Genomic DNA, 14,551 nt, shown 5'->3' on the forward strand with positions numbered 1-14,551 from the left:
AATCATCGAGTCGATTTCAACTTTCAACGTCACTGTGGATGTCGATACCGATCATCGATCGCAACGCATCGCTGCATTGCAATCGCTCGGCTTACTCGCCGATCCAGCCTTCCAGCAGGTCGGCGAACTCGTCGGCGTGCTCTTCTTCCTGGGCCAGGATGTCTTCCAGGATGCGCTTGGTGGTGGTGTCCTTGTCGCCGATGAAATCGATCATCTCGCGGTAGCTGTCGATGGCGATGCGCTCGGCGATCAGGTTTTCCTTGACCATGTCGCGCAGGTCGCTGCCTTCCTTGTATTCGGCATGCGAGCGCTTGGTCAGCGTGTCCGGGTTGAGATCCGGTTCGCCGCCCAGCTGCACGATGCGCTCGGCGAGCCTGTGTGCGTGCGCCTGTTCCTGCTGCGCATGCTCCAGGAACTCGCCCTTGACCGCGTCGGCAAGCATGCCCTTGGCCATGAAATAGTGGCGGTAATACCGCAGGGTGCACACGTATTCGGTGGCCAGTGCGGTGTTGAGCAGCTCGATCACCGCCTCGCGGTCGGCGTGGTAGCTCTCGGTGATGGCACCGTCTTCGATGCTCTGGCGTGCGCGGCTGCGCAAGGTGGCGGTATCGGTGATGCCTTGGGGGAGTTGCTTGGCTGGCTGGTTAGACATGGCTGGCCGGTTTCCTTCTGAGTGGTTGGGGGGAATCAATGCATCAATCGGGCAGGTGCTGCAGTACGTAATCGGCGGCGGACACCTTGAATTCGCCGGGTTCCTCGACGAACAAGGCCTTGACCACGGCGTCGTCGGCATACAGTGCGTAGCGGCGCGAGCGCAGGCCCATACCCGAGCCGCTGGCGTCGATCTCCAGGCCCAGTGCGCGGGCCAGTTCGGCGTTGCCGTCGGGCAGCAGGTGCAGGCCGTCGGGGATCAGCTGGCTGCGGCCCCAGGCTTGCATCACGAACGGGTCGTTGACCGCGGTGCACAGCACCTCGATGCCGCGTTTGCGGAATGCGTCGAAGTGCTCCACATAGCCCGGCAGGTGTTTGGCCGAGCAGGTCGGGGTAAAGGCGCCCGGCACCGCGAACAGCAGCACCTTGCGGCCGGCAAACAGGCTGTGGGTGTCCACCGCCTCGATGCCCTCGCGCAGGCGCTTGAGCACGACTTCGGGAATGCGGTCACCAACGTGGATGGTCATGGGGCTGGGCTCCTGCGGCTGAACGAAGTCTAGAAAGGGGCGAGGGAAAAGCGCGTCAACGCGCTTGAAATCCGCAGCGGCACGCCTATCTGACGCACATGGCCGGCGCAACGGCGCGCGCCGCGGCAGCCGGCCCCTCACCCAACCTTTTGGAGGCTCGCAATGAACATCGTTCGTTATCCCCAGTGGCCCACCCATGCGCTGCAAAACGAGATCAAGCACGTGTTCGACCGTTTCTTCGAGCAGAACGGCGAGACCGACGAATCGGCGGTGGTGACCGCGCAGTGGGTGCCGCGTGTGGACATCAAGGAAGAGGCCAACCACTTCGTGCTGTATGCCGACCTGCCGGGCATCGACCCCGGCCAGATCGAGGTGCAGATGGACAAGGGCATCCTGTCGATCAAGGGCGAGCGCAAGGGCGAGTCCAGCACCGAGACCGAGCGCTTCTCGCGCATCGAGCGCCGCTACGGCAGCTTCCACCGCCGCTTCGCGCTGCCTGACAGTGCCGACCCCGACGGCATCACCGCGACCGGGCACAACGGTGTGCTGGAAATCCGCATCCCCAAGCGCCCGGCGGCCACCCCGCGCCGTATCCAGGTCGGCAACGGCCAGGACCCGGCCGGCAATACGGTGCAGTAAGGCAGCAAAACCTGGAGCGGAGCGGCATGCTTCGCTTCCCGGCGGCAACCGCACCGTAGAATAGGTGCGGTTGCCCGCCCGGCTGCGATATGACTGGCTCGTGGCCTCGGCTGCGGGCCGTTTTTTTCAGAGGTGATTAGATGGAATTCAAGGATTACTACGCAACGCTGGGCGTGGAGCCCAGCGCAGGCGATGCGGAGATCAAGACCGCCTACCGCCGGCTGGCGCGCAAGTACCACCCCGACGTCAGCAAGGAGGCCGGCGCCGAAGACAAGTTCAAGGCGATCAACGAAGCCTACGAGGCGCTGCGCGACCCGGCCAAGCGCAAGGCCTACGACCAGCTCAAGGCGCAGGGCTTCCGCCCGGGCGACGAGTTCCAGGCCCCGCCCAGCTACGGCGGTGGGCAGGGCTACGACTACGAGGAAGTGTTCGGCAACGGCGGCGCCGGTGGCGGCTTCAGCGATTTCTTCGAAAGCCTGTTCGCCGGCCAGCGCGGGGGCCGTCCGCGTGGCCCGGGCGCCGGCCCTGGTGCGGGCGCCGGTTCGCAGGCGCGCGGGGATACCCGCGCCAAGCTGGCGGTGCCGTTGGAAGCGGTGTATGCGGGCGACAGCGTGCGCATCACCATCAACGGCAAGCAGCTGGATGTGCGCGTGCCCAAGGGCGTGCAGCCCGGCCAGGTGATCCGCCTGAGCGGGCAGGGCAACGGCGGCGGCAACCTGCTGCTGGAGATCGAATACGCCGCACACCCGCAGTTCGAGGTGGACGGGCGCAACATCCTGTACACCCTGCAGGTCATGCCCTGGCAGGCGGCACTGGGCACCGCCATCAGCGTGCCGACCCTGGGCGGGTCGGTGGAGTTGAAGGTGCCGGCCGACTCGGACGCCGGGCGCAAGCTGCGCCTGCGCGGCCGCGGCCTGCCGGGCACCACGCCGGGCGACCAGATCGTGGAGCTGGAAATCCTGGCCCCGGCCCCCACCGACGATGCGCAGAAGAAGGCCTACCGCAACCTGGCCAAGGCGTTCGGCGAATCGGTGTAGGCCGCGTGGGGTCGACGCGGGGATGAGGTGAGGGTTCGGCAGGCAGGTGGTGCGCCAGTGAACGTCGATCTGCGCGGTTGAATCGCCGCCGTCCCCTCATCCGGCGCTGCGCGCCACCTTCTCCCGATGGGAGAAGGGAGCAATCGCCTCTGCTCTGGTGAAGGATTGAGGGCAGGGCAGCATGCACGCGATGCAGCGGTGAACGACCTTCTGCGACGCTGTTGAATCCAGTTGCCCCTGTGCAACGTAGTACGCGTTGACCAGGGCAACAGCAACGCGCCACCGGATCAATACCTCGCAACAGCATCGCCGGGCGCACCGCCTGGCCCAGCTACCGAAAGCGCGGCCGGCGCACTACACTCGCCGCGCACACTAGGGGAAACACATGGCACGCATTCTGATCGTCGACGACTCGCCGTCGCAGCTGCTGGGGATTCAGCGCATCGTCGAGAAGCTGGGGCACGAAACCATCACCGCAACCGATGGTGCCGCCGGCGTGGAAGCGGCCAAGTCCTCGCTGCCGGATCTGGTGCTGATGGATGTGGTGATGCCCAACCTCAACGGCTTCCAGGCCACGCGCACGCTCAAGCGCGAGCCGGCCACCCAGCACATCCCGGTGATCCTGGTAACCACCAAGGACCAGGACACCGATCGCATGTGGGGCATGCGCCAGGGCGCACGCGCCTACATCACCAAGCCGTTTTCCGAAGACGAGTTGCTGGAAGTGATGGAGCGCGTGTTCAACCAGAAAGACGAACCGCCGACCGTCTAAGCGCGCCGGCGAGGTGCGACCGGGGCGCAGGTTCGCTCCGCGGTGCGACAAGCCGGCGCTGACCGCGGCTGGTGCGATCGACGAAGGCATGCGCAGGGGGCCGCATTCGACCGCGTTGGGCAGTGCCACTCGCCACCCGGGGCTGATGCCACAACCAACTGCGTGACCTTGCCATCTGCACGTGGGTGCTCTCAGGCCAACGGTTGCGTTCCGCCCGATCGCCCGCGGGCGGCAGGTTGCTTGCATGCAGGTCCGGTTGCTTGCCAGGCCACGCGCGTCTGATGCGTGTCGGCCTCCAGGCGCGGCGCTGCGGCGCGACATGCGGAAGGCGTCCCGACGGCGAGCGCGCTTCCGGCGCACGCGCATCAACAACTCACTGGCAACGCATCCGTTGCGCAACCTGGCCGTGGTCCTGCTTGATCCAGCTTCGCCCGGCGTGGAATCGCTAAACCGACAGGCGCCCTGCACCAGCGAGCATCACGTGGCTACCGGCAGCAACGCGCATCGAGGGCCGCTCACCTCCTTCCTTGCCTGACCCCGAACACCAAGGTCAGCACATGCGCGCCTTTCCGGCCCCCGGGATCGCGTCGACACGCGCCTGGACCGGATCGGGCCCTGCCGTCGCCCGATGCGTCGCCGCCCGATCCACCCCAGCGGCTAAACCGGGATGCGCCAATCGGGGCCTTTCAAAACGGTCGGTCTGCCCCATCTAGTAGAATCATCGAATCACACAACACGGCGGCACTGCGGGACTGGCCCGCACAGCCCCTCGATCATGGAGCGTGCATGGCCTGGAACACACCCGGCAACAAGGGCGGAGACGGCCCGGACCCCAACCGTCGCAGATCCTGGGGCCCGCGCGGTGGTGGCAACGGTGGTGGCTGGGGCAATCTGCCCGCCCCGTTGAAGGAGCTGTTCGATGGCGGCGTGGGGCGCTGGATTCTGGTCGCGGTGGTGCTGATGGTGCTGTTCTCCAGCTTCCAGCTCATCGGCGAGCAGCAGCGCGGTGTGGTGCTGCGCTTCGGCCAGTTCTCGCGCATCCTGCAGCCCGGCCCCAACTTCAAGCTGCCCTGGCCGGTCGAGTCGGTGCGCAAGGTCAACGCCACCGAGATCAAGACCTTCAGCAACCAGGTGCCGGTGCTGACCCGCGACGAGAACATCGTCAACGTCTCGCTCAACGTGCAGTACCAGATCAGCGACCCGCGCAAATACCTGTTCGGTTCGCGCAATGCCGATCTGGTGCTGGAGCAGGCCGCGCAAAGCGCCGTGCGTGAGCAGGTGGGTCGTTCCGACCTCAATACCGTGCTCAACAATCGCGGCCCGCTGGCCATCGCCTCCAAGGACCGCCTGCAGGCGGCACTGGATGCCTACAACACGGGTCTGTCCGTCACCGGTGTGACCCTGCCGGACGCGCGTCCGCCGGAAGAAGTGAAGCCGGCCTTCGACGAGGTCAACGGCGCCCAGCAGGTGCGCGAGCGCCTGATCAACGAAGCCCAGGCCTACGCCGCCAAGGTGGTGCCCGAGGCGCGCGGCCAGGGTGCGCGCACCCGGACCGGCGCCGAAGGCTACAAGCAGGCGGTGATCTCCAAGGCCGAGGGCGACGCCGATCGCTTCACGCTGTTGCAGGAGCAGTACGCCAACGCCCCCGAGGTCACGCGCAAGCGCCTGTGGCTGGAAACTGTGCAGAAGGTGCTGTCGGAGAACCGCAAGGTGATCGGCAGCGATGGCCGCCAGGTCATCTATGTGCCGTTGCCGGCCGACGCCAGCAAGTCCGCAGGCAATAGCGGCGCTGCGGGCAACAGTGGTATGCCGTCGATGGTGCCGCAGGATGTGCTGTTGAATCCGCCGCAAACCAGTGGCGGCAGCGAGAGCATCCGCAATCCGGAGCGCGGCCCGCGCCCGACCGGCCGCGAGGGAACCGAATAATGAAGAATTCGCTAGTCATCGGCCTGATCGTCGCCGTGTTGCTGACCCTAATGGGCTCGGTGTTCGTGGTGCGCGAGGACCAGACCGCCATGGTGCTCAACCTGGGCCGTGTGGTGCGTGCCGACCTCAAGCCCGGGTTGCACTTCAAGATCCCGGTGGTGGAATCGGTGCGCGTGTTCGACCGCCGCTTCCAGGTGCTGGACACCGCCCCGGCGCGTTACTTCACCGCCGAGCAGAAAGACGTGAGCGTGGACTTCTTCGCCATCGGCTACATCTCCGATGTGCGGGCGTTCTATCGCGCCACCGGTGGTGAGGAGTCCGTCGCCAATTCGCGCCTGGCCCCGATCATCACCGACTCGCTGCGTAACCAGATCAACTCGCGCACCCTGCAGCAGCTGGTCTCCGGCGACCGCAGCGAATTGATCGCCAACCAGCTCAAGGGCATCAACGGCGCCATCAAGGGCTTAGGGATGCAGATCACCGACCTGCGCATCAAGCAGATCGACCTGCCGACCGACAGCCAGGTGATCACCGACGTCTACGAGCGCATGCGCGCCCAGCGCAAGCAGGAAGCCAGCAAGCTGCGCGCCGAAGGCGAGGAACAGGCCCTGACCATCCGCGCCCAGGCCGACCGCGAGTCCACCGTGATCGTGGCCGATGCCGAGCGCGATGCGCAGAAGCTGCGCGGCGAAGGCGATGCCGACGCGGCCCGCATCTACGGCCAGGCCGGCTCCAAGGATCCGTCGTTCTACGCGTTCTACCGCAGCCTGGAGGCCTATCGCGGCTCCATGACCGACGGCAACGGCGTGGTGGTGCTGGACAAGAACGACCCGTTCCTGCAATACCTCAAGAGCGATCGTTGATCGCTCTGCGCTGAATCGACAACGCCCGCGTGATGCGGGCGTTGTCGTATGTGCCTGTCACTGCCGCGCGCCCACTGTAGGAGCGCACCCGGGCGCGACCGGCTTTACCGGGGCTGCCCGTCGCGCCCGGGTGCGCTCCTACGCACGGCACATGTGGCCGATGATCGAGCGAATGGTCTTTCGTGCACTGCGATGCCGATGGGTATGTCCGGAATCCGTAGCTGCCTGGAACGCCTTTCCCGTCGTGTTGGCCAGACTCGGCCCGGTAGGAGCGCACCCGGGCGCGACGGGCCTTACCGGCGGACCCCGCTGATTGCCTTTGACAATCAGTCGCCATATGGATTCCCCCTAGTGCAGAACGCGGCAACCGCCGATATCCCGCGTGGTCCAAGGCCGTCAGCATCGCGCCATGGCCAACACCAACTCTCCAGGGCATCGCGCGCTGCGCCGCGGTAGGCAGTCTTCGCCCAACAGCGTTTACCTGCTGACCACCACGACATGGCGGCGTCGCGCCGTATTCGCAGATTTTCTGCTTGCAGCAACCGCCTGCCGGGCATTCACCGCAGCAACGCCTCGCGATGCCAGGCTGCTGGCCTGGGTGTTGATGCCGGATCATGCACATTGGCTGTTGCAGCTGGGGAGCGTCACCTCGTTGGCCGACGCCGTGTCCCGCATGAAAGCGTGCGCAGCGCGTTCGGTGAACGATCAGCGGCAGCATCACGCACCGGTCTGGAGCCGCAGCTACCACGACCACGCGTTGCGCAAAGACGACGACCTGCACGCAGCCGCGCGTTACCTCATCGCCAATCCACTCCGGGGCGGGCTGGTCACCCACATCGGTGATTATCCGTTCTGGGACGCGATCTGGCTCTGAGCTTCGAGCTTCGAGCTGCGAGCACAACTATTGCGCGCCCACCGTTTGCCGCGGTTGGCCCGGTAGGAGCGCACCTGGGCGCGATTGGCTTTATCGGGAATGCCCGTCGCGCCCGGGTGCGCTCCTACGGTGTGGGTTTGTCGGGGGGTGCCCGTCGTGGATCGGGCGATGGTGCTTTGGGCGGTCTGCAGGTTTGACTAGGCTCGCTACGTTGCCGCGTAGGAGCGCACCTGGGCGCGACCGGCTCTACCGGGAATGCCTGTCGCGCCCAGGTGCGCTCCTACGCGGTGCGTGTCGGGCTGCCGAACCGGGCACACTGCAGCTCCCATGTTGTCCTGGTGTTGCTGATGCACGAGTTCCTGTCCGCGTTATGCCTGATCTTCGTCATCTAAGGCCTGCTGCTGTTCGCCGCGCCCGCCGCCTGGAAGCGGATGGTCGAGCAGCTGTTCAGCCTGCCCACGGCCCAACTGCGTGCCATCGGCGGTGTGACCCTGGTGCTGGGCGCGATCGCGCTGTGGGTGGTGCGTCACTGAGTGGGTGGTCCATTCCGAGCGCAACGGTCAGCGTAGGAGCGCACCTGGGCGCGACGGCTTCACCGGGAATGCCTATCGCGCCCAGGTGCGCTCCTATGAGCCATTGGGATTCTCGCTACGGTGATCTTCCAGGCTAGGGGCCCTAGGGACCCTAGGGGCCGGCAGCGCTCCGAGCACCGCGTAACCGACGGCCAGCCGCAACCTGACCCGCCCCCGATCCGCCGTCCGCCAGGGGTAGTGCGCGTCACCGGAAACCCGGATAATGCACAAAAGCCGGCCGGGCACGCTCACACAGGGCACCTCGTTCGGCTTTTTCCGTGTCAGGGCTTCACGCGCCGCTGCAACGCTCCCCGATGGAGCCGCGCGCCAGGCGGCGCCGCCAGCCGTGAACCGGTCCCATCCCGCGGCCCCGATGGCCGCAGCAAAACTCAGGAGTTCACCCGTCATGGGTCAGTCAGTTGTCGTGCTCGGTGCCCAGTGGGGCGATGAAGGCAAGGGCAAGATCGTCGATCTGCTTACCGAAGAGATCGGTGCAGTCGTCCGCTTCCAGGGTGGCCACAATGCCGGCCACACGCTCGTCATCAACGGCAAGAAGACCGTCTTGCACCTGATTCCGTCCGGCATCCTGCGCGACGACGCGCTGTGCCTGATCGGCAATGGCGTGGTGATCTCCCCGGCCGCGCTGATCAAGGAAATCAGCGAGCTCGAAGGCGCCGGCGTGGAAGTGCGCTCGCGCCTGAAGATCTCCCCGGCCGCGCCGTTGATCATGCCGTACCACATCGCCCTGGACCAGGCGCGCGAGAAGGCCGCCGGCGGCAAGGCCATCGGCACCACCGGCCGCGGCATCGGCCCGGCGTACGAAGACAAGGTCGCCCGCCGCGGTATCCGCATCGCCGACCTGCACTACCCGCCGCAGCTGGAAGAACTGCTGCGCACCGCGCTGGATTACCACAACTTCGTGCTGACCAAGTATCTGGGCGTGGAAGCGGTGGACTTCCAGAAGACCTTCGACGAAGCACTGGCCTTCGGCGAGTACGTCCAGCCGATGAAGTCGGACGTGGCCGGCATCCTGCATGACCTGCGCAAGCAAGGGAAGCGCGTGCTGTTCGAAGGCGCGCAGGGCGCGCTGCTGGATATCGACCACGGCACCTATCCCTACGTCACCAGCTCCAACACCACCGTCGGCGGCGCACTGGCCGGCACCGGCGTGGGCGCTGACGCCATCGACTACGTGCTGGGCATCGCCAAGGCCTACGCCACGCGCGTGGGTGGCGGCCCGTTCCCGACCGAGCTGGACGACGCAGTGGGCCAGGGCATCCGCGACCGCGGTGCCGAGTACGGCGCCTCCACCGGCCGCCCGCGTCGCTGCGGCTGGATGGACATCGTCGCGCTCAAGCGTGCGGTGGCCATCAACGGCATCTCCGGCCTGTGCATCACCAAGCTCGACGTGCTCGACGGCATGGAAAAGCTCAAGGTCTGCATCGCCTACGAATACCGCGGCAAGCGCACCGAATACGCTCCGTTGGACGCGCAGGGCTGGGAAGAGTGCACCCCGGTGTATCTGGAGTTCCCGGGCTGGACCGAGAACACCCACGGCATCACCGAGTGGGACAAGCTGCCCGTCGCCGCCCGCGCCTACCTGCGCGCGCTGGAAGAACTGGCCGGCTGCCCGATCTCGATCGTCTCCACCGGTCCGGATCGTGACCACACGATGGTGCTGCAGGACCCGTTCGCCTGATCGGCTGACGCCGACGCGGCATCGTCCAACGGCCCGGCTTGTCCGGGCCGTTGGCATTTGAGAATTGCTGAGATTTGCCATGACTTCCGGCGGTGCCTGCACGCACTGTTCCGGCGGATCATCCGCGGCCTGGTGCCGCTTGCCTGCCCACTTTGCCCACATCGAGAATTTCCCATGCGTCTTCCCCTGGTGACCGCCATCGCACTGGCCCTGGTCGGTACAAATCCGGCCGCCTCCGTGCTCGCCGCCGCGCCCGCGCCGACGAGCGCCGCCGCCTCGTCCATCACCACCCAGTTGCCGCACACGGCCAAGCCCACGCATTACGCGGTGGAGATCACGCCGCATGCCGACAAGATGACGTTCGACGGCAAGGTCGCCATCGACGTCAGCGTGCTGCAGGCCACCGACCGCATCGTGTTGCAGGCCGCCAACCTGAGCTTGGCGCGTGGCACGCTGACGCAAAAAGGCGGCAAGCCGCAAGCTGCCAAGGTCAGCACCGATGCCGAGGCGCAGACCGCCACGTTCGCATTCGACAAGCCGCTGGCAGTGGGCGAGTACGTGCTGTCCATCGACTACAGCGGCGTGATCAACACGCAGGCCAACGGCTTGTTCGCGCTGGATTACACCACCGCGCAAGGTGCGCGCCGCGCGTTGTTCACCCAGTTCGAAAACTCCGATGCGCGGCGCTTCATTCCCTCCTGGGACGAGCCCAACTTCAAGGCCACCTTCGACCTGGCGATCAATGCGCCGGCCGGGCAGATGGCGGTGAGCAACATGCCGGTCGCCTCGTCCAAGCCGGGCGCAAACGGGCGTACCCGCATCGCATTCCAGACCTCGCCCAAGATGTCCACGTACCTGCTGTTCGTCAGCGTGGGCGATTTCGAGCGTGCCACCGTCACCGCCGACAACGGCACCGAGATCGGCGTGATCGCACAGAAGGGCAAGGTCGACCAGGCGCAGTTCGCGCTGGAATCCGGCCGCGACGTGCTGCACGAATACAACGCCTACTTCGGCATCCCGTACCCGCTGCCCAAGCTGGACAACATCGCCGCGCCCGGGCGCAGCCAGTTCTTCAGCGCCATGGAAAACTGGGGCGCGATCTTCACCTTCGAATACTCGTTGTTGCTGGATCCGGCGGTGGCCAACATCGACACCAAGCAAGGCGTGTTCACCGTCGCCGCGCATGAGATCGCGCACCAGTGGTTCGGCAACCTGGTGACCATGGCGTGGTGGGACGACCTGTGGCTCAACGAAGGCTTCGCCAACTGGATGGAGGCGCGCACCACGGCAAAACTGCATCCGGAATGGGATATCGACAAGACCGGCCCGGCGCTGAAAAGCCGCGCGGCGATGCGGCGCGATGCGTATGCGACCACCCACCCGGTGGTGCAGCACGTGGCCACCGTGGAGCAGGCCAGCCAGGCCTTCGACGCCATCACCTACCAGAAGGGCGAGGCGGTGATTGCCATGCTGGAAGACTACGTCGGCTCGGACCGCTGGCGCACCGGCGTGCGCAGCTACATCAAGCAGCACCAGTACGGCAACGCGGTGACCGACCAGTTGTGGCAGCAGATCGACGCGGTGGCCCCGGGCAAGCAATTCACCCAGGTGGCGCACGACTTCACCCTGCAGCCGGGTGTGCCGTTGATCAAGGCCAGTAGCCGCTGCGTGGGCGGCCAGACCGCGGTGACGCTGGAGCAGGGCGAGTTCACGCTGGACCGCCCTGACAAGCAGCCGTTGCGCTGGCATGTGCCGGTCGTCCTGCGCAGCGGCAATGGCGCGCCGGTGCGCGTGCTGGTGGACGGCACCGCCCAGGTGCAGGTGCCCGGCTGCGACGCACCGGTGGTGGTCAATGCCGGGCAAAAGGGCTACTTCCGCACCTGGTATGCGCCCGCGCAGTTCAAGGCGCTGACCACCAGGTTTGCCGCGCTACCGGTGGTGGACCAGGTGGGCGTGTTGAACGACACCAACGCACTGGCCGGTGCCGGCGTGCAGGCGCAGGCCGACGTGCTGGATCTCACCGCCCAGGTGGCGGCAGGTGCATCGCCCGATGTCTGGGACATGGTGGCCAGCATCTACGACGATGTGGATGGCAGCTTCGAGCGCGACCCGGCTGCGCGCGCCACGTGGCGTGCCTATGCCGTGCCGCGCCTGTCGGCCGAATTCGCAACGCTGGGCTGGGACAACCGCGCTGGCGATTCGGCGCAGATCCAGCAGTTGCGTACCCGCCTGATCGCCACCCTCAGCGACATGGGCGATGCCGCCGTGATCGCCGAGGCGCGCCGGCGCTTTGCCGCCTTCCAGGCCAACCCCGCCTCGCTGTCGCCGGAGCTGCGCGACAGCGTGCTGGGCGCGGTTGCGCACAATGCCGACGCCGCCACCTGGGACGCCTTGCATGCCTTGGCCAGGCAGGAAACCTCGTCGATGGTGCGCGACACCTATTACGACTTCCTCTCCATGCCCAACGACGAGGCGCTGGCCAGGCGCGCGCTGGAACTGGCGTTGACAGCCGAGCCGGGCGCCACCACCGGTGCGAGCATGATCGACCGGGTCGCTTCCCGGCACCCGGAACTTGCCTTCGACTTCGCGGTGGCGCATCGCACGCAGGTGGACACCCTGGTGGATCCCACCTCGCGTGCCCGCTATTACCCCGGCCTGGGCATGGACTCGGCCGAGCTTGCCACCGCCGACCGGATCAAGGCCTATGCCGAGCAGTACATCGCACCCACCTCGCGGCAGGCCGCAGACAACGCCATCAACACGATCCAGACGCGGGTGAAGCTGCGGGCGGCCTCGCTGCCGCAGATCAAGGCGTGGTTGAAGGCACGCAAGCGCTGAGCGTTGCGGTCATCGCAATACAGGAAACAGCCCGGCCTTGCCGTAATGCTGTTCACTTAGGCGGAGCAGCCTTCCGATCTACCGGATAGCGGGTCTTCGAGATCTTCACCGTCCTTGGCCGGGTAGGCCTTGGACGGTGATCGAGGAACAGGCTCGCGATGCCTGAGCGAAGCTGGGATAAGCGTCTTCCTGTGGCGGAAGCTGGATTGGCTGCGGCCATCACGATGAGTTGCACTGCGATGTACTGGCAAACCGGTTTGAATCGGATGTCCGAAGGCGTTTTGCCAAACGCCTCCGCTGCCTGACCGGCTTCACGTCGAATGATGTTGTAAGCCAGCAGCAACCCCCAGACCTCCTGGTACACCAAGTCGATCTTCTTGCTACGTAAGGTCGTCGCGTTGTGCTGCATCGAGCTTTTGATGTCGCGCAAACTCAGTTCGATTTCCCATCGCTCCTGGTAAAGCAGTGCGACAGACTTGGTGCTGTAAGTGGTGACAGGCAACGAGGTCAGCACCGACTTTCTCTTCCCCTGATGCAGATAGCTCACTTCACGTACGTCCCAGTGCGTGGGAAGCGCTGGATTGCGTTTTCTGGCCTGCGGCGAGACACGCATGCGCAGTAACCGATCATCAGTGCCATAACGCGTGATTTCCTCAGCCACCAGGCCTTTGCGTGCTGGTGTCAGCCAGTGGCGTGCAGTGCCAGTGTTGGCTAGCGAAAGCAACAGATCAGCGCTCCAGAATCCTTTGTCGAACAAGGTGACCGAATGGTCGGGAATGGAGTGTAGAAACGGCTCGCTCAAGCGAATTTCGCTGCGCCGGTACGGACTGAGCTGGGCATTGAGCAAGACATGCGAGCGTACGTTCATCAGTGCAACCAATCGCAGCATGGGAAATGGTGTCTGACGGTCCGTGCTGGTATTACCGGAACCAAAATGTTCGCGCAGTTCTTCAGTGTCTGGCGTCCGCAGCAGCGCGCCATCCACGGCAAAGACCTGCAATCCCTGCCATTCATCGCCTTTGTAGCGTTCGCATCCCCACTGCGCCCCAGTCGTTGCAAACAGGTGGTGGACCGGGTCGGCGCCCAGTCGCGCGCGCGCCTGACTGACACCGCTGCGAGCCAACAGATCTTCTGAGGCCAGCCCTTGTGCGCAGATGTTCAAACGACGTGCGACCTCGTGCACCGGTTCGTCACGGAACAACGCCATGCCCAGGACAAGCCACAACACCTGATCACTGGGAAGACGCCGACGCCGGATGCTGGCCTTGGAAGACAGTTCCAGCGCGCTGGCCACCCACTCCACCGGAATATTCTGCGTAAACGTGCTCAGGTCGGAGAAGTTGAACAGATCGCCAAGGTCGAACAGCTGCTGTTGAAGGGACACAAAAAATCCGATACCAGAGGTCTGATACCAGATTTTCGGTAACTCAATTGCTTAAGTGAACAGCATTACCGCAAGAGCGGGGCTTTTTTCTTGGCCTTAGTGCCGGGGACGAGGGCGGAGATCTATCCGCTCGATCCCGATGGGTTCCTTGGGGCGGGGGACATTGTCCTTTTCCTTGTTCTTCTTGCGCGTCTCCCGCCATTCTTCGACGGACGCCGGCATGGTCGGCACGACGCTGCGATCGACAGCCGCTCGTTTGACGAGGATGGGCTGGGATGGGGCCATGGTCGATGCCTGCGTTTGACCGGCCGGCCCTGGCCCGCCGAGCCTCAGCAGCTCTGCCGCTAGATCGAGCGCGTATTGGATGTCTTCCACCTCATGCGGGGGAAGGCGGGTCGTGCGCTGCTGAAGGAGGTGGCCGAGCAAGCGACTGGCGACCTGAATCTGTGTCTGGTGCATGGGTGCTCCTGTGTTGGGTGAGCCCTCATCCAACCAAGAACCGGCACTTACGCAAGAGCTCGCTTTCGGCCGTATTTCACAAATTTGAATGCGCGAAAAAGTTTGATTTTAGGTATGTCAATAGGTAATAGCGGCGCCAAGCATCCGGATTTGCTTATGGCTGGCTGGGGACATTGCCAGCCTGCGGGAATGTCCTTGAGCCGCCGCCGTTGCCTCGCTATGATCAGGTATCAACCGGGGTATCATTTTTGGATCACCCCATTCCGGGATAAGCTAGGAAAATCAATTGGTTGGCGCGGGAGGATTCTGT

At 65.1% G+C, this 14,551-nt stretch carries 13 protein-coding genes; 9 read left to right on the plus strand and 4 right to left on the minus strand.

Annotated elements, in window-relative coordinates; translation table 11 throughout:
- Nucleotides 1–91: 91 nt before the first annotated feature.
- Both XARJCFBP2528_RS12385 and XARJCFBP2528_RS12390 read right to left on the minus strand, forming a co-directional pair.
- Nucleotides 92–652: a ferritin-like domain-containing protein gene (locus tag XARJCFBP2528_RS12385; protein ID WP_016903927.1), complete on the minus strand. Its 561-nt coding sequence runs from the start codon at nt 650–652 to the stop codon at nt 92–94.
- Nucleotides 653–695: 43 nt separating this feature from the next.
- A complete protein-coding gene (locus XARJCFBP2528_RS12390; RefSeq protein ID WP_016903926.1) occupies nt 696–1,178 on the minus strand; it encodes a peroxiredoxin in 483 nt (160 codons plus the stop codon).
- Nucleotides 1,179–1,340: 162 nt separating this feature from the next.
- On the opposite strand from XARJCFBP2528_RS12390, the gene XARJCFBP2528_RS12395 reads away from it, so the two are divergent.
- The 9 genes from XARJCFBP2528_RS12395 (at nt 1,341) to XARJCFBP2528_RS12435 (ending at nt 12,398) form a co-directional block, all read left to right on the plus strand.
- Nucleotides 1,341–1,817 carry an Hsp20/alpha crystallin family protein gene (locus XARJCFBP2528_RS12395; protein ID WP_047124746.1) on the plus strand — a complete coding sequence of 159 codons (477 nt, stop codon included), beginning with the start codon at nt 1,341–1,343 and terminating at the stop codon, nt 1,815–1,817.
- A gap of 140 nt (nt 1,818–1,957) precedes the next feature.
- A complete protein-coding gene (locus XARJCFBP2528_RS12400; RefSeq protein WP_016903924.1) occupies nt 1,958–2,854 on the plus strand; it encodes a DnaJ C-terminal domain-containing protein in 897 nt (298 codons plus the stop codon).
- A 385-nt stretch (nt 2,855–3,239) separates the two neighbouring features.
- Entirely contained in the window at nt 3,240–3,626 is a 387-nt protein-coding gene (gene pilH, locus XARJCFBP2528_RS12405) for a twitching motility response regulator PilH (protein WP_016903923.1), read from the plus strand.
- Nucleotides 3,627–4,412: 786 nt separating this feature from the next.
- Entirely contained in the window at nt 4,413–5,552 is a 1,140-nt protein-coding gene (gene hflK, locus XARJCFBP2528_RS12410) for an FtsH protease activity modulator HflK (RefSeq protein WP_016903922.1), read from the plus strand.
- Nucleotides 5,552–6,415, plus strand: a complete 864-nt coding sequence (hflC, locus tag XARJCFBP2528_RS12415) for a protease modulator HflC (protein WP_016903921.1) — start codon at nt 5,552–5,554, stop codon at nt 6,413–6,415. Before hflK ends, hflC begins: the two co-directional genes overlap by 1 nt.
- A gap of 409 nt (nt 6,416–6,824) precedes the next feature.
- Entirely contained in the window at nt 6,825–7,289 is a 465-nt protein-coding gene (locus XARJCFBP2528_RS12420) for an REP-associated tyrosine transposase (protein ID WP_016903920.1), read from the plus strand.
- A 395-nt stretch (nt 7,290–7,684) separates the two neighbouring features.
- The gene (locus XARJCFBP2528_RS12425; RefSeq protein WP_230673929.1) at nt 7,685–7,822 is read left to right on the plus strand and encodes a DUF2065 domain-containing protein; all 138 of its coding nucleotides are present in this window, start codon (nt 7,685–7,687) and stop codon (nt 7,820–7,822) included.
- Between the two features lie 445 nt (nt 7,823–8,267).
- Nucleotides 8,268–9,560, plus strand: coding sequence for an adenylosuccinate synthase (locus XARJCFBP2528_RS12430; protein ID WP_016903917.1), 1,293 nt, complete (start codon nt 8,268–8,270; stop codon nt 9,558–9,560).
- 174 nt (nt 9,561–9,734) lie between these two features.
- Complete coding sequence (locus XARJCFBP2528_RS12435) at nt 9,735–12,398, plus strand: M1 family metallopeptidase (protein ID WP_047124747.1); 2,664 nt, start codon at nt 9,735–9,737, stop codon at nt 12,396–12,398.
- A gap of 52 nt (nt 12,399–12,450) precedes the next feature.
- Here XARJCFBP2528_RS12435 and XARJCFBP2528_RS12440 read toward each other — a convergent pair whose 3' ends face one another.
- Complete coding sequence (locus tag XARJCFBP2528_RS12440) at nt 12,451–13,782, minus strand: IS4 family transposase (protein ID WP_016905121.1); 1,332 nt, start codon at nt 13,780–13,782, stop codon at nt 12,451–12,453.
- Between the two features lie 96 nt (nt 13,783–13,878).
- Nucleotides 13,879–14,241 carry a hypothetical protein gene (locus tag XARJCFBP2528_RS12445; RefSeq protein ID WP_016904888.1) on the minus strand — a complete coding sequence of 121 codons (363 nt, stop codon included), beginning with the start codon at nt 14,239–14,241 and terminating at the stop codon, nt 13,879–13,881.
- Nucleotides 14,242–14,551 lie beyond the last annotated feature (310 nt).

The sequence above is a fragment of the Xanthomonas arboricola pv. juglandis genome, assembly GCF_001013475.1.
In the GTDB taxonomy this organism is placed as follows: domain Bacteria; phylum Pseudomonadota; class Gammaproteobacteria; order Xanthomonadales; family Xanthomonadaceae; genus Xanthomonas; species Xanthomonas arboricola.